The sequence below is a fragment of the Vescimonas sp. genome, from assembly GCF_057856985.1.
Genome location: NZ_DBLZXX010000006.1, coordinates 27,591 through 48,235, shown reverse-complemented (window position 1 = coordinate 48,235; position 20,645 = coordinate 27,591). Strand labels below are relative to the sequence as shown.

At 63.1% G+C, this 20,645-nt stretch carries 23 protein-coding genes; all 23 read right to left on the bottom strand.

The features are described from left to right. Window positions 1-99: 99 nt before the first annotated feature. Window positions 100-609 carry a DUF6273 domain-containing protein gene (locus tag ACZM22_RS06340; protein ID WP_489543460.1) on the bottom strand — a complete coding sequence of 170 codons (510 nt, stop codon included), beginning with the start codon at window positions 607-609 and terminating at the stop codon, window positions 100-102. Next, window positions 567-1,034, bottom strand: a complete 468-nt coding sequence (locus ACZM22_RS06335; RefSeq protein WP_489543459.1) for a hypothetical protein — start codon at window positions 1,032-1,034, stop codon at window positions 567-569. Before ACZM22_RS06335 ends, ACZM22_RS06340 begins: the two co-directional genes overlap by 43 nt. 158 nt (window positions 1,035-1,192) lie before the next feature. Then, the gene (locus tag ACZM22_RS06330) at window positions 1,193-3,016 is read right to left on the bottom strand and encodes a DUF6273 domain-containing protein (RefSeq protein WP_489543458.1); all 1,824 of its coding nucleotides are present in this window, start codon (window positions 3,014-3,016) and stop codon (window positions 1,193-1,195) included. A 3-nt stretch (window positions 3,017-3,019) separates the two neighbouring features. Beyond that, the gene (locus tag ACZM22_RS06325) at window positions 3,020-3,415 is read right to left on the bottom strand and encodes a hypothetical protein (protein WP_253100832.1); all 396 of its coding nucleotides are present in this window, start codon (window positions 3,413-3,415) and stop codon (window positions 3,020-3,022) included. A gap of 78 nt (window positions 3,416-3,493) precedes the next feature. Then, a complete protein-coding gene (locus ACZM22_RS06320; protein WP_489543457.1) occupies window positions 3,494-4,429 on the bottom strand; it encodes a hypothetical protein in 936 nt (311 codons plus the stop codon). A gap of 104 nt (window positions 4,430-4,533) precedes the next feature. After that, a complete protein-coding gene (locus ACZM22_RS06315; protein ID WP_208319802.1) occupies window positions 4,534-5,478 on the bottom strand; it encodes a phage tail protein in 945 nt (314 codons plus the stop codon). Between the two features lies 1 nt (window position 5,479). Further along, a complete protein-coding gene (locus ACZM22_RS06310; RefSeq protein ID WP_208319801.1) occupies window positions 5,480-6,394 on the bottom strand; it encodes a phage tail protein I in 915 nt (304 codons plus the stop codon). Next, a complete protein-coding gene (locus ACZM22_RS06305; RefSeq protein ID WP_208319800.1) occupies window positions 6,387-7,535 on the bottom strand; it encodes a baseplate assembly protein in 1,149 nt (382 codons plus the stop codon). Before ACZM22_RS06305 ends, ACZM22_RS06310 begins: the two co-directional genes overlap by 8 nt. Next, on the bottom strand, window positions 7,528-7,842 hold the full coding sequence (locus tag ACZM22_RS06300; protein ID WP_208319799.1) for a GPW/gp25 family protein: 315 nt from the start codon (window positions 7,840-7,842) through the stop codon (window positions 7,528-7,530). The genes ACZM22_RS06305 and ACZM22_RS06300 overlap by 8 nt, the downstream gene beginning before the upstream one ends. Before the next feature lie 13 nt (window positions 7,843-7,855). After that, the gene (locus ACZM22_RS06295; RefSeq protein ID WP_443849851.1) at window positions 7,856-8,245 is read right to left on the bottom strand and encodes a phage tail protein; all 390 of its coding nucleotides are present in this window, start codon (window positions 8,243-8,245) and stop codon (window positions 7,856-7,858) included. 28 nt (window positions 8,246-8,273) lie between these two features. Next, window positions 8,274-9,062, bottom strand: coding sequence for a hypothetical protein (locus ACZM22_RS06290; RefSeq protein WP_208319797.1), 789 nt, complete (start codon window positions 9,060-9,062; stop codon window positions 8,274-8,276). Between the two features lie 2 nt (window positions 9,063-9,064). Beyond that, window positions 9,065-10,855, bottom strand: a complete 1,791-nt coding sequence (locus ACZM22_RS06285) for a phage late control D family protein (protein WP_489543456.1) — start codon at window positions 10,853-10,855, stop codon at window positions 9,065-9,067. After that, window positions 10,848-11,057, bottom strand: coding sequence for a tail protein X (locus tag ACZM22_RS06280; RefSeq protein ID WP_208319795.1), 210 nt, complete (start codon window positions 11,055-11,057; stop codon window positions 10,848-10,850). Before ACZM22_RS06280 ends, ACZM22_RS06285 begins: the two co-directional genes overlap by 8 nt. Before the next feature lie 12 nt (window positions 11,058-11,069). Next, entirely contained in the window at window positions 11,070-14,414 is a 3,345-nt protein-coding gene (locus tag ACZM22_RS06275; protein ID WP_489543455.1) for a phage tail tape measure protein, read from the bottom strand. A 127-nt stretch (window positions 14,415-14,541) separates the two neighbouring features. Beyond that, window positions 14,542-15,189, bottom strand: coding sequence for a phage tail assembly protein (locus ACZM22_RS06270; RefSeq protein WP_489543454.1), 648 nt, complete (start codon window positions 15,187-15,189; stop codon window positions 14,542-14,544). A gap of 99 nt (window positions 15,190-15,288) precedes the next feature. Further along, on the bottom strand, window positions 15,289-15,816 hold the full coding sequence (locus ACZM22_RS06265; protein ID WP_208319792.1) for a phage major tail tube protein: 528 nt from the start codon (window positions 15,814-15,816) through the stop codon (window positions 15,289-15,291). Window positions 15,817-15,834: 18 nt separating this feature from the next. Beyond that, complete coding sequence (locus ACZM22_RS06260; RefSeq protein WP_489543453.1) at window positions 15,835-17,277, bottom strand: phage tail sheath family protein; 1,443 nt, start codon at window positions 17,275-17,277, stop codon at window positions 15,835-15,837. A 17-nt stretch (window positions 17,278-17,294) separates the two neighbouring features. Further along, window positions 17,295-17,627: a hypothetical protein gene (locus ACZM22_RS06255; RefSeq protein ID WP_489543452.1), complete on the bottom strand. Its 333-nt coding sequence runs from the start codon at window positions 17,625-17,627 to the stop codon at window positions 17,295-17,297. Further along, window positions 17,624-18,139, bottom strand: a complete 516-nt coding sequence (locus ACZM22_RS06250) for a hypothetical protein (protein WP_489543451.1) — start codon at window positions 18,137-18,139, stop codon at window positions 17,624-17,626. The genes ACZM22_RS06255 and ACZM22_RS06250 overlap by 4 nt, the downstream gene beginning before the upstream one ends. Before the next feature lie 4 nt (window positions 18,140-18,143). Continuing rightward, on the bottom strand, window positions 18,144-18,818 hold the full coding sequence (locus ACZM22_RS06245) for a hypothetical protein (RefSeq protein WP_215688405.1): 675 nt from the start codon (window positions 18,816-18,818) through the stop codon (window positions 18,144-18,146). Next, window positions 18,815-19,228, bottom strand: coding sequence for a hypothetical protein (locus ACZM22_RS06240; RefSeq protein ID WP_252267352.1), 414 nt, complete (start codon window positions 19,226-19,228; stop codon window positions 18,815-18,817). Before ACZM22_RS06240 ends, ACZM22_RS06245 begins: the two co-directional genes overlap by 4 nt. 1 nt (window position 19,229) lies before the next feature. Continuing rightward, the gene (locus ACZM22_RS06235; RefSeq protein WP_489543450.1) at window positions 19,230-20,282 is read right to left on the bottom strand and encodes a major capsid protein; all 1,053 of its coding nucleotides are present in this window, start codon (window positions 20,280-20,282) and stop codon (window positions 19,230-19,232) included. A gap of 15 nt (window positions 20,283-20,297) precedes the next feature. Continuing rightward, on the bottom strand, window positions 20,298-20,633 hold the full coding sequence (locus ACZM22_RS06230; protein ID WP_208319786.1) for a hypothetical protein: 336 nt from the start codon (window positions 20,631-20,633) through the stop codon (window positions 20,298-20,300). Window positions 20,634-20,645 lie beyond the last annotated feature (12 nt).

Below are 20,645 nucleotides of genomic sequence, written 5' to 3'. Positions count from 1 at the left end.
GACCTCCTCGAAGCTCGCTCCACCGGCCTCCCGCGCCCTCTGCTCGCGCCGGGCCTTTCGCCGCTGGTATCTGGCCTCGTGCCTCTCTTGGCTATTCAATCATGTTGCCTCCAATGCAGTATCCCACCCGTACAGCGTTCGGTCTGGCGTGCGGTTTGCGGGTCGCATGACCTCCCGCACCTGCGTCGTCTGCCGCAGCGGTTTGAAGTAGCTGCATAACGGTTGCTCATGGAGCCGGGGCAACGCCGCCGTAAATCCCCGGCCATGCAAGAAGCGTCCGGGCCTCCGTATCGAGTGGTGATTTAAGGAATGAAGCCCGCGCATGGCGGGCCAGTCTCCAAGGGTCAAGTTCTCCTTTAAGGTTTGGGGCACAGCTTCGCAGTTCGCTACTTGTTCAGGCCCCAGGTTGTTCTTAAATCCCGGCGCGAAGCCATTCGAATTGTAGGCGTTGTTGTTGTTCGCAGACCCGTCCGTGTTCACATTGCAGAAGTTGTTCGTGTTGCTCGCATTCACGGAGCGGAGCCACCAGTTGCAGGCGTGGCCGTCAGAACTTGCCCTACGGGGATTTATGGTGTTTTTGCTTTCCGGTCTCTCATGTACCCATTCCACCGGCGTTTGTCGCTGTCCATCACACCCCGCAGGCGCGACAGCGCATTGTTTGCCAGTGTCATCCAGGTCTGGAACGTCCGCTCGTACTCCTCCTTGTTGCGGAAGAAGTTGTTGCCGTCGTCCACCAGCTCATAGCAGAAGGTGATCTCGCCCAGCAGCGCGTCGGCGCTGGCCGTGGCCGCCGCCAGATAGCGGTGCCGCAGCTCGTAGTCCCGCTCGCTCATGTCCTTGTGGACGTAGATGCTGTTTCCCTTGAGCGCGTTCATGTAGACCTCGCTCGCCAGTTGCAGCAGCGGCCCCGTGGTCACGTACTTGTAGCTGGCCGGAAACTTCCGTGCGATGCGCACCGTGGCCTTCCGCAGTTCTCGTGCGTCTGCCACGAATTGCGCCGCCGCGTCCTTGCGCCGCGATTTGTATACTGCCATTTCGGTGTTCTCCCTTCCGGTTTGGTGCCCCCGTCACCGGCAGGAGCGTTGCCGCTCCCGCCGGATGGGGCCTGTGCTGATTTGGGTACTCGGTGCTTGGCGTTTCGCTGGTAGGGGCTTGCGCCCCCACCGCTCCACTTTCGATGCCTGATTTGGGATTAGGCCACCTTAAAGCCCGGCGCGAAGCCATACGAATAGTAGGCGATGCCGGGGTTCGCAGACCCGTCCGTGAGCACATAGCAGAAGAAGTTCGCGGAGCTCGCATGCACGGAGCGGAGCCACCAGCGGCAGGCGCTCGTCGTCGCCGTGTGCTGGTACTTGACCTTGCTATTACCGTTCCTGTAATAGTCGTACTGCTTCTGGTAGTTCGCCTCGGCGCTGTTCGCGTAGCTTCTCGTGCCCTGGACCTCCATCTCACTCAGCAGCCAGATTTTGTCCGAGGTCGCGGTCACGTAGCTCGCGGTATTGGAGCCGCCGCCCGTGTTGTCGCTGTACTTCGTGCAGGCCGCGATGATGTTCTGCCAGGCCGTCGGCAGGGCCGCCAGGAACGCCGGGCAGATGGTCTTGCGCATATAGCTGTTGTTCCATCCGCCGGAGTTGGTGTTGCTGGTGTTCATGCAGAAGCCCGTGCTGGTCGAGCCGTAGCTGTTCACGAACGCGATGTCCACACCAGCCGCCGTCTTGCCGAACTGGAAGTGGATGCTGTTTCCGCCCTCCACGCTGCTGTTGTGGTTGAAGCCCAGGATGAAGGCGTACACGGTGTTGTTATAGCTCAGTCCTCCGAAAGAGCCATTGACCGCGATACCCACCTTGTCGCCCACGCTCCAATAGTTCGCCGCCTGGCCGGACTTGGCCGCCGCCGCGATGATGTCCGGCGTGTTGTTCGCCAGGCTCGTGTCGGGCAGGCTGACCGTCACATTGATGGTCTTGTCGCTGGGCGCGGTGTGGTTGGTGCCCGCCGCCACCTTCACGGTGATCTTGGCGGTGCCCGCCTTGAGGCCGGTGATCTTCACGCTGGTGCCGTTCACCTCCACCCTTGCCGTGGCGGTGTTGCTGGACGTGGCGCTGATCACGCCGTCGCCCGCGCGGGTCACGGCCACGCTCTCCGTCAGCGAGGAGATGTTCAGCGTCACGCTGCTCTTCGCCAGCGTCAAACTGCCCGCCGCCTTGCCGATGGCCCAGGTCACGCTCTTGGCGCTGGTGCTGCCGTCGGACCACTGGTAGTTGGCCTTCGGCGTGAAGGTCGCGGCATAGCTTCCCGCGTTGGTGGCGGTGCTCGTCCCGCCGATGGTCAGCTTATTGCTGTCGTAGTTGCTCCACTGGGGAGACTGTGCGCTTCCCGTGTAGGTCAGCGTCCCGCTCTGCGCGGGTACGGACAGGCTGGCCTTGCTGATCGTCCAGGTCACGCTCTTGGCGGTCTTGGTGCCGTCGGCCCACTCGTAGCCCTCCTTGGGCGTGAAGGTCGCAACGTAGCTGCCTGCGTTGGTGCCGCTGGTCGTTCCGCCGATGGTCAGCTTCTCCGTGTCGTACCCGTTCCACGAGGGGGACTGTGCCGCGCCCGTGTACGTCAAGACGCCCGCCTGGGTGGGTACGCTGTTGATCACGCTGGTCAGCTTGGTCACGGCTTCCAGCGCGTCGTTCGCCGCCTTCTGCGCGTTGCTCGCCGCAGTCTTGGCCTCGTTGGCCGCCGTGTTGGCGCTGTTCGCGCTCTTCTCGGCGGCACTGGCGGCACTGGCGGCAGCCGTCGCGGCACCGGCGGCGGTGTTGGCCGCATCCAGGGCCTCGTCCGCCTTGCTGTCCGCGTTGCCCGCCGCCGTCTCGGCGTCAGCAGCCTTCTGCATGGCGGCGTCCGCCGTTTTCCCGGCGCTCTCTGCGGTGCGCTGGGCGGCCTCAGCCGCTTCCTTGGCCGCCTGAGCGGCCTGCTTCGCCTCTACGGCGTCCATCCCGGCAGCGCCGGGAACATTCACTTGTCCTAATGCCATGTATTACTCCTTCCCGCTGCGCAGCCAGTATTCCGCCGTAATGGCCTCCGTCGGTGCCTTCATAGCGCGCAGCCTGATCTTCCCCTCTGTCGTCTCGCTGGTCGGGCACAGGCCGCACACCGTCGCCGCATCCAGGCTTTCGCGGCTGATCGTCACGTCCGCCCGGTGCTTTGCGGTCACGTCCGCCGCCGCGATGTCGTAGTAGAAGGGATAGGATGCCTCGGTTCCTTCCTCGTCGGTCTCCCCGATCTCCTCGGAGGCCCACCCCTCCGTCGGAATAGTGATACTGACGGGCGAAACCTTGTTTTCCTTGCCGACTTCCAACTTGTCCAGCCGCTCGTCGGCCTTGGTCATAAAGCCTTTGAACTGTTCCAGAGTTACGTTCTTCTCGTCAGCCAACTGGGTTTCACCTCCTGATAAGCGGGCCGGGGCATTTCGTCCCGGCCCTGGTATTCGTTTCTGACGCGAGGAGGTGCCTTAGCCCTCGGTGGGGGTCCAGACCTCATTCATGGCGGCGTTGAACTCGGTGTCGCTGGCCTGAGCACCGGCAACAGCGTTGGCGGCGGCCTGCTGGGCCTCCTCGTCGGTGGCGTAGGTGTCCATGTCGGCCTTATTCATCTTGGTCGCCAGTTTGTCGTCCACTTCCTTCTTGGTGTAGACGTTGGCGATGGCGGTCTCAAGGGCGGTCACGCGCCCAACGGCGGCGGTCAGGTCCTCGTCGGTGGCGTACTGGTCGATGTTCAGCGCGGCGATGGCGGTGCTGATGGCGGAGGTCACGTCGGCGGTCTTGGCATACTCGCTCAGATCGACGGTGGTATCATCCAGCAGGACGACGCTCTCGCCGACCTTGGCGTAGATGTCATAGTGCTTGGTCTTGCTGTTCATGTACAGGTACATGACGTTGGTCTGAGCCTCGAAGCCCTCAGCGGTGGGGTCGGTCTCAGCGACCTCGAAATGAGCGTGGCCGGAGGCAGCGATAGCGGCCTGGACCTGCTCGGCGGTCTGATAACCGGCCTTCTCGATGTCGCCCACGCGGACGGTCAGGGCGTCCAGATCGGCCTTGGTGGCCTTCGCGGCGATAGAGGCTTTCAGAGCCTCGCCCAGCTCGTCCTCGGTGATCTCGGACTTGTAGGCCAGAGCGGCCAGTCCCTTGATGGCAACAGCAGCGCCGTTGACGGAGATGGTGCCATTCTCCTCGCCGGAGGCGATCAGGATGTCAACCATCTTGTCGGAGATAGCCAGGGCAGCGCCGTTGACCTTGACGCCTTCGAGGATGTTGGCCTCGCCGCCGGCGGCGACCAGGTTATCGACCTTGGTGGTGACCGTTTCCAGCTTAGTACCCAGGGCGGCGTCTTCGGACTTGACCTTGTTGGCAAGCACCTTGATCTGTTCGAGATTTACGAATTTGGACATATTTTTGTCCTCCTTAAAAAATATTCAATTTCGGGGATGCCCCCGGAATTGTCGATAAAAATACCGCCGCTTCAAGCGACGGTGCTACGGGATTGTGGGGCGGCTTATTTGCCGTCCTCTGCGCCGAACACTTCGTTCAGCGCGCCGGTGGTCTCCTCGGTGTTGGCCGCATCGACCGACAGCTTGCCCTCGTTGTCCACGGTCAGGCCGTCTCCCACCTTCACGCCGCCCAGGCGGAAGGGGGTTGCCGTCGGCAGGGTGTAGCTCCCGTCGCCGCTCTTGCCTCCGCCGCCCTGGCCGACCAGCAGCACGCTTCCGGTCAGCTCGCCGTCCGGCACCTTCATCGCCCAAAAGCGCAGCACGCCGCTCGCGGTCTCCACCGTGGGGCACAGCTCGCACGCCTTGGCCGCCGCCAGGCACGCCTTGTCCAGCGTTGCGATGGGCGTGTGCATGGCGGTCGCCTCGTCGCACACCACATCAGCCCGGCACGGGTAGGTGCCGCCGCCCTCGTCGTCCTCCGCGCCGCCCGCGCTCTGCCATGCCTCGTGCGGGATGGTAAAGGCCACGCACACGGCGCTCGCCGTGTCGGTGGTGGGGTCCAGTGTGAAGGTCAGCGCGTCGCTGTTGGTCATAACGATGTGCATGAGAATGGTCAGCGCAGCGGCGATGCCGTCCTCGATGGCTGCCTTCTCCGTGTCCGGCAGGTTGCACACGGCGATCATGTCGCCCTCGTCGTCGATCAGGGCAGCTTCACGCGCGGTGAAGCCTCCCACGGTCCCCGGCAGCACGAACTTCACGTCTACCATGTTAGAGGATTTGCTGTTGATCTCTTTGCTGGCGATGGCCCCGCGCCACACCTCATGCACCAGCGCGGTCATATCCGCCGTTGGCAGGTAGTAGCTTCCGCCGCCGTCGCCCACCGCCGCCATGACGACGTTGACCTTCTTGCCGTTCAGAATAGCGTTGGTCATTTTCTCTTTGCCGATGTCGGTCACGAGGGTCTTGTACTTTCTGTCCTGTTTGGTGACAACTACGTTTTCAGTGTCCATTTCATCCTCCCCCTTCCGGGTATATTTCAACGACCTGGCTCGCAGCGGTCCCGCCGCCCCGGTCCAGCTCTGTCGTTGCTTCGATTTGCTCGGTCAGCTCCGGCCAGACCTCAAGCGCCTGGTCCGTGTGCGCCGCGCCGCCGGTGTTCCGCGTCACGGTGATCTCCACCACCGCCGCCAGCTCCGGCCATACCTCCACGGCCTGCGCGGTGCTCGCGGCTCCGCCGGTGTGCCGGTATGTCAGGATTTCCAGCGCCTCCGTCAGCTCCGGCCAGACCTCCGCCGTTTGGCTCATGCTGGCCGCGCCGCCAGTCAAGCGCTCGCCGGTCACTTCCAGCTCGCTCACAAGCTCCGGCCATACCTCGATGATCTGGCTCATGGAGCAGCACCCGCCCGTGATCACCACGGCTTCGCACTCATGCTGAATGTCGATCATGTCCAGGTGGCTGCGCTCGTTCTTCGTGGTCAGGATGCCGGTCTTGAGCCGCCGGTATTCCGCCGCCGTGATGCCTTCCTTCGGCAGCGGCAGGCTCACCCGGAAGCAGCCCGGCCTCCCGTCGTACTGGAACCACTCCGTCACGGTGGCCTCCGGGTAGATGGCGTGCACCTGCAGCTTCACCGCCGCCGCTGTGCCCATCAGCCGCCGGACCGTCAGCGCCGTCTTCACGATGCGGCGCTTCTGCTCCACCGTCAGTTCGGTGTCGTACCAGTCGATCTTCCAGTCCACGGCCAGTACATCCAGCACCGTCTCCGGCGCAGTGTCCAGCCGTGTGTAGATTTGGCTCTCGTCGGTGTAGTCCAGCGTCTTCCCCAGGGCCAGCCCCAGGGCCTCGGACAGGGCGATCACCCATTCCTGTCTCGCCAACACCCTCGGAAGGCCGTCTGTAATGCGGGCTTGACGCAGACTTTTAATCATCCTCAAGCCCTCCGTAGGTCACGGTGCGCGTGTTCCGCTTCGGGAGCTGCGTTTTCTCGATCACGATGTCCGCCGGGGCCGCCAGCTTCACGCGCTTGGCTCCCGCTGCGCGGACCCGGTACACAAGCTCGGTCGGGTTGATGTCCCGTCCCATCTTGCGCTGCCAGCTCTCGTAGGCGTCCACCGCCGCCTCCACCTGGGCCTGAATGGTGCCCGCGCTCTTTTGGTCGTTGCTGGCGATCCAGTAGGTCAGGCTGATGTCGTAGGGGACCTCCTCCGCCGCCGGGCAGCTCACGATGTCCGTCAGCGGGCGGATGGTGTCGCCGTTGAGGTAGGCGGCCAGCTCCTCCCGCTCCGTCTCCGTAGGCAGCACGCCGCCGTCCAGCACCACATAAACGTGCACCACGCACGGCTCCGGGCTGACGATCTGCACGTCGTCCACGTCCGTCCGCCATTCCTTCACATAGTAGGCATAGGCGTCTCGCGGTCCGGCGCAGGAGTATTTGCTGGGGGCCAGCCACACCCGTTCCGTCAGACCGTCGTCGTCCTCGATGTCCAGTCCGCCCGTGCTCGCCTCGATGCTCTCCACGCTCGCAACGTAGGGGATGGGGTCCACCAGCGTGTCGATCTCTCCGGCGGCGATGCCGCTGCTCTCTGCTCCGGCCTCCTCCGCCTGCACGTCCACGTCCACGGTCAGCTCGCCCGCCGTGACTTCCGCGTAGTCCACGGTGTTGAAGTATTTCCCGTCCTGGGTCTTCACCCGTGTGCCCGCCGGAATGGCCGTCGGCTCGCTCCGCTGGCCGGACAGCGTGAAGCGCACGATGCACGTTGCCCGCCTGGCCTCCTGCCGCGTAATGCCGAACAGGGCCGCCAGTGCGTCCAGCGCGTCGCCGGTCGAGGTCTTCAAAAGCTCCGCCCGGCCCTTGGCCTCCACATACTGCATCACCTGGTAGAGCACAAGGCTGAACGACTTGATGATCAGGTTCTTCGCGTCCGCCTCGCCCAGCTCCGCGTCCTGCCCGGTAAGCTCCTTGAAGATGCGCGTGTAGTTTGCCCGCACAAGCTCCTCCGTCTCCTGCAGGCTCATGTTTTCGATGAAGCTGATCTCCGGCACGTTTGCCAGCTCTTTGATATTAGACAAAGCTCACCACCACCTTCGGGACGATGCCGCCGTCCCTGGCATGATTTTGGGTCCATTCCACACGCATGACCCGGACCCGTGGCTCATACTGTTTTGTTTTCCGCACGAACTCCGCCGTCAGCAACGCCTTCGCCGCCTCCTGCGGGTTGTCCAGAATGTTGATGTCGATGCCGAACTCGCGGTCGAGAGCCTGTTCCCCCGTCTCCGTGCCGTAGAGCACCTGTAGATTTCGGTAGACTTCCTGTGCCGTCTGGTCGTCCACGCTCCCGGCCTCGATCTCGACGATGGTATCCTCAATGTAGATCACGGCTTGCCCTCCCTTATGTGTATTCCTCGATGTTCAGGCTCACCCGGCACTCGATCAGCGCGCCGCCGTTGAGTACCGTGTCCCACTCGTCGCTGACGCTCACCAGCTTGAAGGGGTTGTCAGAGATCGGTCGCCCGCCGATGATGAACCAATCGACCATCTGGCTTTCCGCCGCCCGCTGGAAGTAGTCCAACGTGGACCGGGGGCTTACGCCGTCCTGCGCTCGCAGGAGGATGTCCATGGTGTAGCTTTTCAGCTTCGGGCCTACCCACTGGCTCCGCGCCTTTTTACCGATGATCTCATGGTTTGCCCAGTCGCTCCCGGCGCTGCCTTTCAGATTGCTCGGTGTCAATATCCTCTGGCTGCTCACCGTGAACACCCGGCCCATGTAGCTGCCCACCATTTTCCGCTTCCTCCTCGCTGTTCGTTTTTTACAGCACCAGGGAGGACCCGCCCTGCAGGTCGATTTGCTGTGCCTTCATGCTGATCTTCCCGGCGGTCTGGATGGAGACGTCGCCGCCCTCGCTGATGGTGATGGTCACGCCGTTGATCGTCAGCGTCACCTCGCCGGTCACGGTGTCGCGGATGCCTCCCTGAAACTCCCGCTCCACCTCGCCCTTGTATAGCTCGGTGTTCTTGCCGCCCACGGTCAATGCCCGGTCGCCGCCTGCGCCCTCGTCCAGGTCGCCCTCGGCTTCCAGATTGATGTTCTCCCCGGCGTCGATGGTCACGCTTTTCTCCGCGCCGATGCCCACGCCTTCCTTGCCGTGGATGCTCACGCTTTTGATCTTGCTCGTGATCTGCACCAGCTTCTCCGCGATCAAGCTGATGGTGCCCTTGGCCTCGTCGAAGATGTCGCCGTTGCAGTTGCGCCCGGTCCGCACGTCGGTGTACTGGGTGTAGATGCCGGTGTTGGCGTCGTAGCGCTCAAAAGCCTGCCCGGCCTTCTCACCGTATTCCTTGCGGTAAAGCCCGGCGAAGCCCTCCGCTGGGCGGTTGCTCCGGTTCCATACGGTGCCGCTGGTGGTGGCCGCCGCCGTGCCATTGCTCGTGTGCGTCACGCTCACGATCTGGCCCACTCTCGGCATTTTGTATTCGCCGTTGCTCATGGCGTTGATGCGGGCCGTGACCCTCCGGCCCTGGTCCGCATACGTCACTTCATAGGTCCCGCTCTCATAGTCGATGGAGCTGACCCGTCCGACCCGGTTCGTGCCTGCCATCGCTACTTCACCTCCATGGTCGCCTTCGTGCCGCCTCCGCCGCCGGTGCTCGTGTCCACGCCGCAGTAGCTCGCGGGCACCCAGCCCGTCACGTTCTGTCCCACCGGCAGCTTCCCGCAGCGGGAAGCCGCGTTGGTGATGCGGTAGCGCCCGTTGACCAGGATGCCGTCGTAGAAATAGAACACGCCGCTTTTATAGCAGCTCGGATTTGGGGCCACGCTGGTGTAGTAGAAGGGGGCGTTGGTCAGCGTCACCGCCGCCCCGGCCTCAGCTCCCGCCGCCGCGCTGGCGGCGCTGGCCGCCGCGCTCGTCTCGTAGGAGCTGCTGTAATTCGTGTCGCTGGTGTCGGACCCCTCCGTGTTGTACTGGATGGAGCCGCCCACCTCGTAGGGATGGAAGCCCTCCCGGACGCCGCTGCACTCGAAGGCCGTTGTAAATCCGCCGCTCTTGGTGTATTTGTGCGTCACCTTGTCCACGAAATACTTTCCGTTGATGCCGCCCTCTCCGCCGGAGGGGCCGCCGCCGTAGCCGGTAATGTTGATCGTGTTGCCCGCACTCACGGTCCAGTCTCCCGGAACGGTGAAGCGCAGCTTGATCGTGCCATGGTTGGCCCGGTTCAGCTCCGCGCAGAGCTGGACCGCCGCATCCTGCACGCTGGTGGCCCTGCGGTTCACGCTCTTGATGTGCGTTCCGCCGCCCACCTTGCAGGAGATGTCGCAGTCCTTGTCCGCGTCGGTGTAGTCGAAGGTCCCGCCGGTGTAGGTCCCGGAAAGGGTAGTGGTCCAGCTCAGGCTCCCACGGATGATGTCCGTGCGGTCGAAGGTCCGCACCGCCCGCTTTGCCTTGTATGCCTCCCGGTCGTAGACCCACAGCCGCCGGGCGTACACCTTGAGCACCAGGCCGTAGTTCTGGCACAGCGTATTGTAGTAGCTGCTGTCCGCTCCGTCCTGTTCGTCGCACTCGATGTCGTAGTCCTCAGCGTCATAGGTGAAGCCCAGGCCGTAGCGCGCCGCGATGGTCTGGCCGATGCGCTTGATGGAGGTGTTCTTCCACGTCACCTTCCGATCTGTCTCGCTGAAATTGCTGTCGCTCGGTTTGCTCACGCCGCCGAGCTGCAAGGTGGTCGGCGTGTCCGAGTAGTTCACGTCGTCCACCACGAAAAGGCCGCAGTCCATGGCCCGCTCGTCGCCTGGCCGTTCCCAGTCGTGGCCCAGCAGGCGGGGGTAGAGCGTCGCGCCCTTCTGCGGCATCCAGCCCCACAGCCACTTGCTGTCCTGGGCGTCCAGCGTCAGGTCGATGCTGTCGCTGTCGTCCGCCGCGTTGTCCACATAGGTCAGGCTCTCGATGGAAAGGCCGATGTCCGTTCCCGTGCCCGCACCCAGCGTCGCGTCCTCCTGGCCGGAGGTCTCCTTCTTAGGCGTGGCCTTGGTGGTGCTCACCGCGCCGCAGTCCGCCGCGTCCGCCCAGCCGGTCACGTTCTGTCCCACCGGTGTCTTGCCCACTCTCGACGGGGTGTTGGTGATGCGGTAGCGCCCGCGTATCAAGATACCGTCGTAGAAGTAATACACGCCCGTCTTGTGGGTCGCTGGGTTCTTCGCCACGCTGCTCACGTAGAGGGGCGTGTTGTTCAGCGTTACCGCCTGTCCCGCCGCCGCGCCGGAGCCGGAGCTGGCGGAGGAAGCAGCGCTCCCGCCGCCCTCCGCCGCGTCCACCTGGGCGCTCGCCTGCACCTGTGCGGAATACGGGGTGCTGCGGTACTGCACCGCAAGTCCGATGCTTCTTGCCTTATTCATACTGCGCCTCGTATTTCCATGGCGGCAGCGTGCCCGCTCGCGCGTCCTCCACCGTCGGCGTCTTCAAAACGACCCCGGCGGAAAAGCGGAAGGTGTCGATGTGCTCCGGGTTGGCCGCCATCAGCGCGTCCGCGTGGTATTCGCTGCCATAGACTTCCTTGGCGATCACGTCCCAGGTGTCGCCGCTCTTTGTCGTGTACATAGCTTCCTCCTATCAATAGGCCGTCCGGGCACGCTTGCGCATCATCTGCTCGTACCATGCCTCGAACTCCTCCTTGGCCCGCCGCAGCGCTTCCTCAAGCACGTCCGCGTCGGCGTTGCCCTGAATGACGATGTTCGGCGCGAAGGTGAAGCCGTCTCCGCCTCCGCCGCCCTCGCCGGGGTCGATTGGTTTCAGCTCTGCGCCGTCCGCCGCGCTCAACGCCTGCTCGGCGCTCACGCCCAGCATCCGGCCCGCCTGTGCCCAGGTGGCGATGTTCTGTGCCCGCACGCCGCGCTGGAAGCTGATCACAGCCTCGCGCCCGGCTTCGCCCGCGATGCTCACGCCGTCGGTGAAGCCGCCCTTTGCCAGCATCGGTATCTCCGGGATGCTGATGTGGAAGCTCTTGCCGCCGATGATGGGCACCCAGTCCGGGATGTCCAGGCCCAGTCCATTGATGCCGGAGATGGCCTTGTTGATCAGCGCGATCACCGCGTTCACCGGCGTTTTCAGCAGGCCCACCAGCGCGTCGAACGCGCCGCCGAATATCTGCTTTACGCCTTCCCATGCCTGGGACCAGTTCCCGGTGAATACGCCCGTGATGAAAGCGATCAGCCCGTCGAATACGGTCTTGATACCTTCCAGGATGGGGCCGATGCCCTGCGCCAGTGCCGAGATACCCGCCAGCACAGCGGGCACCACGACGGAAGCGATGCTCATAATGACGGTGATGATGCTCTGCACGATAGGCATGACTGCCTGGATGGCCGAGCCGATGATCTGCATAGCCGTCATAATGGCGGAGCCGAGGCCGCTGATGATGCCAGCGATAGACGGAGCCGCCGCTGTGAAGGTTTGCAGGATGATGGGCACCACGGTTCCCGTCAGGAAACTGAAAATGTCCTGGATGATCGGCTTCACGGTCGTCTGTGCAAAGCTCACGATCTGCCCGACCACGCCCATCACCGATTGCAGGATGGTCGTCAGCCCGTCGAAGGCCGCGCCCGCATCCTCTCCGAACAGGTTCGTGATGGTCTCCCGCAGCGGGGCCAGCGCATTTGCCACGCCGCCGTCCGCAAACAGTCCCGTGATGAAGCTGCCCACGTTTTGCAGCACGCCCATGAACTTGTCGAACACGGCCACGCCGGTATCGCCGAATACGTTCTGGATGATGCCCCGGATGTCTTCCAGGTGGTCGCCCAGGATGCTCACTACGGCGATGATGGAGGAGATCACGCCGATCACCGGCGCGGCTCCCGCGAAGATGCTTCCGAAGCCGGAGGCGATGGGACCCCACACGGTCCCCAGCACACCGGCTCCCGACTTCGCCACGGTGCCCAGGCTCCCCAGCACGCCGCCGATGGCTTTTCCCGCGCCGGAGTTGGCGATGCCGCTCACAAAGCCGCCCGCCTTACCCAGCAGGCCGGATAGGTTCTGTTGGATGATGCTGCCTTGAATGGTCGCCGCAGCACCGATACCTGCGATACCCTGGCGCAGCGGCATGGTCAGGTTGCCCAGCGCGCCGCCCGCCTTGCCCAGCAGACCCGAAAGGAAGCCGCCGGTCTTCGTGTTCCCCAGCGTGCTCCCGAAGTTCCCCAGGGAGGAGAACACGCTGCCGAAATACTGCCCGATGCCGCTTCCTGCAATTCTGTTTTTCAGTGCGCTTCCCGCGCCCTGGTAACCGGATAAGAGGCCCGGCGTTCCCGCTGCCGCTTCCAGCAGCCCCGCCGTGCCCTTGATGCCGTTGCCGGAGATCAGGCTGGATGCCACGCTCCCCAGCGTTTGGAAAAAGCCGTTTCCGCTGGCCGCGCCGCCGAAGGTGGAGAGGAAGCCGCCAGCCGTGCCCGCCGCCTTCTGTCCGCCCTGGAACAGGCTCTTGATGCCGCCCAGCAGACCGCCGGTGCGTTTTCCGCTGCCGCCGACAGAGCCGCCCAGCAGCAGGTTCCCCGCGCCGCTCAAAAGGCTTTCGATGCCCGGCGCGAACTTCATGCCCACGAACACCGCCGCCAGCTTGCCCAGCGTCGAGGCCACCTGCGGCCCGTTGTTCGCCAGGTAGTCAAGCCCTCTCTGGATGTAGGGCAGCGCCCGCTCCATAGCGTCGCCCAGGCGCTCCACGCCGTCGCTTGCGATCTTTCCCAGTGAGTTCGCCAGCGTCGTCAGCTCCGGCATATTCTTCCTGATCTGGTTCAGGAAGTCGATCATCGACAGGCTGAACTCCTTCTTTGCCGGAAGGAACGCTTGGCCGATGTCCTGCATCAGCGCCGCCTTCGCGTTCGACAGCATTAGATCGACCGCTTCCGGCGTGCTCGCTTCGATCAGGAACTCACGCTCCATACTGCCCGTATAGAGGCCGGGGTCGTTGACCTCGCCCAGCGTCTTCTCAAGCAGCGCGAGGTTCTGCGTGATCTTCGCGCCGCCTTCGATGGCCCACTGTCCAAACAAGGTGTTCAGCGCCGCCACCTTGCGCTCGTCCGGCATATTGTTGATGGCCTGGAACACCGATTTCAGCGTCCCGATGCCGTCGCTCTGCATGGACCTCGCGATGCCCTCAGCGGTGAAGCCCAGCTCCTCCCACATGGCTTTCTGTGCCTTTGTGGCGTTGGACCCTTTGCTGATGTTCGTGTAGATACGCGAAATGCTGGTTCCCACGCGGTCCGTCGCAACGCCGGTCGCCTGCATGGCCGTGGCGATGGCCGCCGTAGCCGACGGGTCAACGCCCGCGATCTGGCCCATGGATGCCGCCTGGTTCACGCTCTGCGCGATCTCCGCCGCCGTCGTGGCGTTGTTCGCGCCCAGGTAGTTGATCTGGTCCATCAGCGTCATTACTTGGTCATGGTTGAAGTTGAAGGCGGCCTCCCACTTCGCCATGTAGTTGCCCGCCGTGTCGTCTTCAAGGTCCATAGCGGTCGCGGCGACGGCGGTATCACGCAGGATGCCCGTGCTCATTTGCCGGTCCGCACCGATGCCGGACTGGCCCAGGGCCGCCGACATCTTGGAGATTTGTTCGGTGGTCCGTGGTATCTGCGTGCTGAGGTCCTGGATATAGGTCCTCATGGCTTTCAGGTTGCTTTGTGCCTGCTCGGTGCTGGTGGTCGCGCTTTCCGTCAGTCCGTCCACGTAGCGCACCATCGCAGACATATTGTTTTCCAGCTTCGCGGCCTCGGAGGTGCACTTGGCAAGTCCGACTGCGGTCGCCGTTGCCAGCGCCCCCATGGCCGCAAGCCCCGCCGTGCCCACCTTGCTCATGGTGGTGGTCAGGCTCCCCATCAGGGTATTTGTCTGGTTGATCGCCGTCGTCAGGCTTTTGTCTACCTTACCGGCGATCTTGATGCTTAACTCTAATGTTTTGTTCTGTGCCATTCCTCCGCCACCTCGTTATTCAGCGCGATAAACTCCTCGACTGGCAGTTTCAGGTAGAAGTCCACGCCCGTTCTCGTGACCGCTGACAGGCGGATGGCCGCTTGGCGTAAGGCTTTCGCCCCGCCCTTTACTCGAAAAAACCGCTGTCGTTCACCGCGTTTTTCAGTTTCAGCACCTCGCACAGCGGCAGTCCCGTGAAGAACTCCTCCGGCAGTCCCGTCGCCATGCTCGCAAGGATGCAGGCGAACAGGTAGTTGAAGGAGGTCTCCGTCACCATAAAGCCAGCGCGTGCCAGCCGGTTCTCTGCCTCGCTCTCGTTCATGCTGTTCAGGTCCGCGATGCCGTTCAAGTCCACCTCCGTGTAGGTCTGGCCCTTGAAGTGATACGGCTCCTCAAGCTGCATCACGTGGTTCTCCGTCGCGGCATCCACGTTCATGTAGTTGCGCACGACACCGGCCACCTTGCGGCTGGCCCCGCGCGGCATCAGCTTGAAAAACTCGATGGGCAGCTCCGCCGCCTTCGCGGCGATGGCCCTTGCAAACGCGGTCGTGGTCTCGCACAGCATAGCGGCGGCCACCTCCCGCTCGTTGAAAAGCTGGCGCTGGGCGTCGATGGCGTCCTTCACCGTCAGCTTATCCAGTCCGCTCAGGTCGATGGAAGTGTATTCCGTGCCCTCGAACTTGTAGGGCTTGCCCAGGTCGATCACGCGCTCGTTCTGCGTGATCTGCGCGGTTTCCTCATTGGCCTCCGCCATCATGTTCTTTTCTTCGCTCATAGTGCTGCTCCTTTCGATTTTTGAATATGGCGCAGGCCCTACCCTCCGCCGGTGCAGAGAGTAGAGCCTGCTCGTTTCGCTTTTGACTTTCCGGCCTTATCAGGTCAGCTCGGAGATGCCCGCCAGCATATCCACACCGTTGACCTTGTAGACGCCGTTCAGCTTGTCCACTTCCAGCAGTGGGGAACCGTCGTTCTCCACCAGCAGATAGGTCAGCTCAAGCGTCACCTTGGCCTCCATGCCTTCGCCCTTCTCCACCTTGCCGGGGTTGAAGGTCTTCACGCGGCCCATCTCCACCACGCGCAGGCCCTTGAAGGCGTAGCCGCCGGTCTTATCGTAGACCTGCTGGGCGGCGCGCAGCGTCAGGTTCACCACGGACAGGGGAGAAAGCATATCCATGGCGCTGCTGTACAGCACATTGAAGTCGATCTCCTGCTCCATGCTCTCGAACTGGCCGATGGTGGGGCTGTCGATCTCGCCGTTGATGCCAGCGCCGGACACGGTGCTGGTCTTCATCTTCACCTCCGGCAGCGTAACAGACGCAGCTACGCCGATCATCTTGTTACCGTCCAGATAGGTGTTGAAGTCGTTGATCTTCTCAGGGATGTAGTTGTTGCTGATGCTCATGTTTTCGTACCTCCCTTATCAGCTCAGTGCGCTTACCAGCGCGTCGGGGTCGAACTCGATGATGTCCTCGATGTCCTCCGCCGGGGTGTACGGGGTCATGTACTGGTGAAAGGTGATCTTGCCGTTCATCAGGTCGGTGACGGGGTTCTCGTCCTCGTTGTACACGATCTCGTCCCTTGCGGCGACGCCCATGGCGACATACCCGTTGCCGCGCACGTTCTCGCTGTCTACGATGGCTTCGATCAGGCGCTTGTTCAGAGGGCTGTCCACCTTCTGGAAATACGTCAGAATAAAGCTGTTGGCGCGCCAGCTCATGTAGCGGCGGCAGGAGAAAAAGCTGTCCTTCGGGTCCGTGTTTCCGGGGTAGGCGCAGGTGCGGTTGCCCCACAGGCGGAAGCCGTTCATGTTCAGCCAGGTCGCCACGCCGTAGCTGTTGACTACGTTGGCCTGGTCCTGGTCCAGCAGGACCTCGGTGCCGTCGGCAAGGCACATAGCGCTGATGGCGATGGTCTTGTTGCCGGGGTTGCTGGGGATGTCGTCGCTGGCCGCGTCGGTGTAGGCGGTCAGGGCAGAGGCCAGGGCGGAGCCGCTGTACATCACGTCGCCCACCTTGCCGTAGCCCCACACGCCGTAAGCGTTCGGGTCGGTCAAAGCCTGGCGCTCCTTCTGCTCCTTCACGTCCGCGTACTTGCGCGCGCCGTCCGCGCCGCTGTCCACGTCCGCGATGCACACGCACTTGAATACGCCGTTGATCTCCTTCGTCTTCGCCTGCAGGGCCGCGCTCACAGCGGCGTTGGTGCTGAAACGGGGAGCCGTCAGGATGCCGGGGGTCATGCCCAGCTTGGGGTAGACCTGGCGCACGACTTCCAGGCCGGTCTCCGCGCCGGTGGCCGCATCCACGCCGCCCACGATGTCGGCAGAGGTCACTTTGCTGGCGTCCACCTTCTTGCCGGAAACGGTCAGGTTGGTCGCGCCGTCGGCCTTTCCTCCCTCGATCAGGACGATGCTCACGGTGCCGTCGGCGTTATAAACGGCGGTGTAATCCTCCTCGGCGGTCAGCGTCTCCTCGCCGTTTTTCACCACCAGAGTGCTCAGGAGCACGCCCGTCTCCTCCACAACGGCCACGCCGCTGTTGATCTGCACGGTCTTCTCCTCCATCTCGGCGGAGTGCTTGGCCGGGTCCAGCACATTGATCAGCACCAGGGGGGCCACGTTCACCACCGCGAACGAAGCGGAGATCGCTTCGCAGAGGGTGAAACTCGCAAAGTCGTCGCTGTACCCAACGGCAGCGATGGCTTCCGCCTTGCTGTATACCAGCAGAGGCTTATTGATGGCCGCAGCCGGGTCCGCCAGCAGGTGCACCGGGGCAGTCCCGATCACGACCTGCAAACCGGCTGTTCCGTTCAGCGGAGCGATCATGCTGGTTTCCTGCTCGCTGACGTAAATGCCATGTCGATACATACGTTCTTTCCTCCTTCTTACAATTCGGATTTGATTTTCTGGAACAGGATAGCCTCCGCCGTCCCGCTCCGGCCCAGGTTGCTTCTCACCTGAGCGAAACGGCCCACGCTCACCAGCAGCCCCTTGGCCGCCGGGTGGGCCTGAATGAAGTCTGCCAGCGCGGTAGGAATGGTGCCCGCGTACACGGTGTACTGTCTGGCGACGCCGCGCACGCTGGGGCCGCAGTAGACTACGGGGCCGGTCTTTGCTTCCCGCTCCATAGGAACGGCAGTCTTGACCTCCGCCGCCGCAGCGGCTTCGCTCATAGGCGCGGCCATATCCGCCGCGCGGGGTTCTGTTTTCTTGCTCATAGCAGTTCCTCCAATTCGGTGTCTTGGGTCATGGCCGGAGCTGTACAGTTCATGGTCACAGCTCCGTAGTAATACGGGGCTGTGTCGTCCTGCTGCAAGGCCCAGGCGATAGGCTTTAGGATGGTGAAAGCCCCGCCGAAGTACGGCGCGGTGCACGCTCTCTGCACGATGTCCTCCTTGATGTTGGCGACATCCTGAAAGCCCGCCCGCTCGATGCCGGTGTCATAGGCGCAGATGATCAGGCTGAACTCCACCGTCTGCGGGCTTTTATCGTCCGCGATCTCTCCGCCGGTCATGCGTACCACGATATAGGGCGCGTGCGCCACGTCGGTGTCGGCGTCCACATCGTTCTCCTCCGGGATGGGAAGGTCCTGCTTGAAGATTTCAAGCGGCTTCCGCCCCTCTTGGCCGTTGTACTTCTTTCCGGCGAACAGCTCGCGCAGCATCTCGATCAATGCATCCTGGCAGAGCTGCGGCGTTTGGCCGATGCCCACTTTCATCGTTTCTTTCATACCCTCACGCCTTTCTCTTTGCCCGTGCTAAGACCTGCTCGGCCCGCTCGGTCAGCTTTGCCGCCAGGAACAGCTCCACCTCCGGCTCCACTTCCGGCCAGATGGTCGAGTGCATCGCCGCCGCACTGGGGCTGCCCATGGTCTGCATCTTGTCGCTGGTGCTCGGTGCGCCGCTGCGCACGGTGTAGTGGAAGCGCCCCGTGCCCACGATGCGCTGCACCATGCCCACGTGCCCGCTCTTGAACTCCACCAGGAAGCCCTTGCTTAACCGGCCCTTGCCGGTCAGCGGCTTCATTGGGGAGGTTTTCAGCACGCGGGCCGTGAAATACTCCGGGGCCTGCGCCACGTCATGCCCCATGAAGGGGCGGTTCGGCCTGGTCTGGAAATAGCCCAGGTCGTTGCGGTAGCTTGCGATGCGCAGCTCCGCGCTCAGGCTGCTGTTGCTGGCCTTCTTACGCTGCACCAGGTCGCTCAGGTGCCGCTTGCCCGCGCTGTTCACCGCGTATCTGGCCTTCGCCTCCGCGATCATCAGTTTGCGGGCCTGCCGGGCCGTGGCGTTGATGGCTACCTTCGCCACCGCTGGGGTCTTCTTCCGCAGGTCGCCCAGCACCGCGCTCACATCGTCCAGGCCATCGACCTCGATGGTCATGGTCCCCGCGTTATATCGCACGTTGCTCATTGTCTCGTCCTCTGTAGCGTCATGCGGAAGACCCCGCACTCCTCCTCGCACTTCATAATGTCGAAGGTGCGCTTATGGTCCGTCCCGGCGTCCATCACCAGCGGCTTTCCCACCTTCGGCTTCGGCCCGTAGTCCTCCGTGCGGATGTACAGGATGGTGTGCGCCTTGTACAGTCCGGTGTCGAAGTTCTGCTTGGCTCCCGCCTCCCAGTGTGAATTATGCTCCCGCGTGCCGCCTTCCACGATCACCACAAGAACGTCCTTGCCGTCGATGATGTGCCGGTCGGCGTGCTCGTTGCCGTTGAAGAACACGGTGTCGATGTCCGCCGCCGCGCAGTCCTTGAACGTAGGCGGAGGGGGCAGCCCCTCCGCCTCATTCCCATAGTCCTGTTTCAGCTCGAACAGTGCCATCTCAGCACACTTCGGCCACCAGCCAGCTATCCACCTTGTCGGGGATAGGCAGCGGATGGGCCTGCAGCTCCACCATGCGGCGGTCGGGGTGATGCTCCACATAGCTGCGCAGCAGGCGGCTGGTCTCCGCCGTCACCCACTGCTGCGTGCTGTCCTCGATGTAGGTGCACGCGCCGTAGGCCAGCATGAAGTTCGACTGGCCGGAGATCAGAATGACCACGTTCTCCGGGACCAGAGGCTTCACAGCCGGGGTCTCAGGGTCGGTCCAGTCGTCCAGATACACCTCGCCGTAGGTATACAGGTCGATGTTCGGGCTGGTCAGATGGCCGTAATACTTCACGCCGTTAGGCAGGTCGCGGGGGTCGTAGCCGCCGATGTTGATGCGGCGGTTGTCAAGGAGCTTCTGCACCTTCTCGTCGTTGATGAAGGCGCGCAGAGCAGCCTTGCCCATGATTACGCGGTCCACGTTGGTGAAGCCTCCGGTCAGCACCTTCTCGGTCCAGTCTTCCATGTCCTCGATGGGCTTGGCAGCAGTCTTGCCCCACTGCTTCGTGCCGTCCAGCTTGATCTTGTTGGTGAAGCCGAAGTCGATCACCTCGTTCACGCCGGGGCCGACGATGGGGATTTGTCCGGTGACGATGGCCTGCACGCACATCCACTCCTCGCGGCGCGTGGTTGCGTCGTTCAGGCGGTTGTACTCGTCCATCAGCTTGCGGGCCGCGCGCTGGGCCGGGGTCATGCCGCTGTACAGGTCCTCGCCGGGCAGGCGGGTCATGTGCTGGTCTGCCGTGGTCACGTCGTAGGGGTTGATCAGGGGCGGCTTGTAGCTCTCGGTGCTAAAGCCGTTGGCCTTGAGCACCTGCCCGCCGACGCGGGGATGTACGAAGGCGGCCATGCGGCGGTCGCCCTTCACCAGGTCAATGTCCACGCGCTCGGTGGAGAAGGTCTTGATGTTGGTGAAAAAGGTGTCGCGGAAATAAGTGTGGATAGGCGGTGCCTGTCTCACGACCTCCGCCAGATAGCGGGGGGTATAGATATTCACTTCGTTAGGCATATCTCTGTTTCCTCCTTACTTCAAGTAGATGCCGAGGTTGCGCAGCGGGACCTCCACATCAGCGGCAGTCATGCCCGCAGGCAGGACCAGCGCATCAGCGAAGAACTCGCCGGAAAGGTAGATGATGGCGTCCTCGCCGCTCTTGGCGGCTTCGGCGGTCACGCCGTACAGGCCGGTCAGCTTCGCAGCCTCAGCCACGGGAGTGACCTTGCCCTCCGCCAGAAGGACGGGGGTATGGGCGCTCAGATCAGCGCCCGCTTCCTTCACCGCCGTGGCGATGCGGATGTTGGTGCCTGCGATGAAATACTCAGGCTCGCAGGAAAAAGTCTTTCTTGCCAAATCCATGCTCATGCTTTTGCCCTC

What these genes read in the sequence shown, in the direction of transcription:
- ACZM22_RS06335 (WP_489543459.1), bottom strand. Translation starts at nt 1,034, where the DNA reads ATGGCAGTATACAAATCGCGGCGCAAGGACGCGGCGGCGCAATTCGTG.
- ACZM22_RS06330 (WP_489543458.1), bottom strand. Translation starts at nt 3,016, where the DNA reads ATGGCATTAGGACAAGTGAATGTTCCCGGCGCTGCCGGGATGGACGCC.
- ACZM22_RS06320 (WP_489543457.1), bottom strand. Translation starts at nt 4,429, where the DNA reads ATGTCCAAATTCGTAAATCTCGAACAGATCAAGGTGCTTGCCAACAAG.
- ACZM22_RS06315 (WP_208319802.1), bottom strand. Translation starts at nt 5,478, where the DNA reads ATGGACACTGAAAACGTAGTTGTCACCAAACAGGACAGAAAGTACAAG.
- ACZM22_RS06310 (WP_208319801.1), bottom strand. Translation starts at nt 6,394, where the DNA reads ATGATTAAAAGTCTGCGTCAAGCCCGCATTACAGACGGCCTTCCGAGG.
- ACZM22_RS06295 (WP_443849851.1), bottom strand. Translation starts at nt 8,245, where the DNA reads ATGGTGGGCAGCTACATGGGCCGGGTGTTCACGGTGAGCAGCCAGAGG.
- ACZM22_RS06290 (WP_208319797.1), bottom strand. Translation starts at nt 9,062, where the DNA reads ATGGCAGGCACGAACCGGGTCGGACGGGTCAGCTCCATCGACTATGAG.
- ACZM22_RS06285 (WP_489543456.1), bottom strand. Translation starts at nt 10,855, where the DNA reads ATGAATAAGGCAAGAAGCATCGGACTTGCGGTGCAGTACCGCAGCACC.
- ACZM22_RS06280 (WP_208319795.1), bottom strand. Translation starts at nt 11,057, where the DNA reads ATGTACACGACAAAGAGCGGCGACACCTGGGACGTGATCGCCAAGGAA.
- ACZM22_RS06275 (WP_489543455.1), bottom strand. Translation starts at nt 14,414, where the DNA reads ATGGCACAGAACAAAACATTAGAGTTAAGCATCAAGATCGCCGGTAAG.
- ACZM22_RS06270 (WP_489543454.1), bottom strand. Translation starts at nt 15,189, where the DNA reads ATGAGCGAAGAAAAGAACATGATGGCGGAGGCCAATGAGGAAACCGCG.
- ACZM22_RS06265 (WP_208319792.1), bottom strand. Translation starts at nt 15,816, where the DNA reads ATGAGCATCAGCAACAACTACATCCCTGAGAAGATCAACGACTTCAAC.
- ACZM22_RS06260 (WP_489543453.1), bottom strand. Translation starts at nt 17,277, where the DNA reads ATGTATCGACATGGCATTTACGTCAGCGAGCAGGAAACCAGCATGATC.
- ACZM22_RS06255 (WP_489543452.1), bottom strand. Translation starts at nt 17,627, where the DNA reads ATGAGCAAGAAAACAGAACCCCGCGCGGCGGATATGGCCGCGCCTATG.
- ACZM22_RS06250 (WP_489543451.1), bottom strand. Translation starts at nt 18,139, where the DNA reads ATGAAAGAAACGATGAAAGTGGGCATCGGCCAAACGCCGCAGCTCTGC.
- ACZM22_RS06245 (WP_215688405.1), bottom strand. Translation starts at nt 18,818, where the DNA reads ATGAGCAACGTGCGATATAACGCGGGGACCATGACCATCGAGGTCGAT.
- ACZM22_RS06240 (WP_252267352.1), bottom strand. Translation starts at nt 19,228, where the DNA reads ATGGCACTGTTCGAGCTGAAACAGGACTATGGGAATGAGGCGGAGGGG.
- ACZM22_RS06235 (WP_489543450.1), bottom strand. Translation starts at nt 20,282, where the DNA reads ATGCCTAACGAAGTGAATATCTATACCCCCCGCTATCTGGCGGAGGTC.
- ACZM22_RS06230 (WP_208319786.1), bottom strand. Translation starts at nt 20,633, where the DNA reads ATGAGCATGGATTTGGCAAGAAAGACTTTTTCCTGCGAGCCTGAGTAT.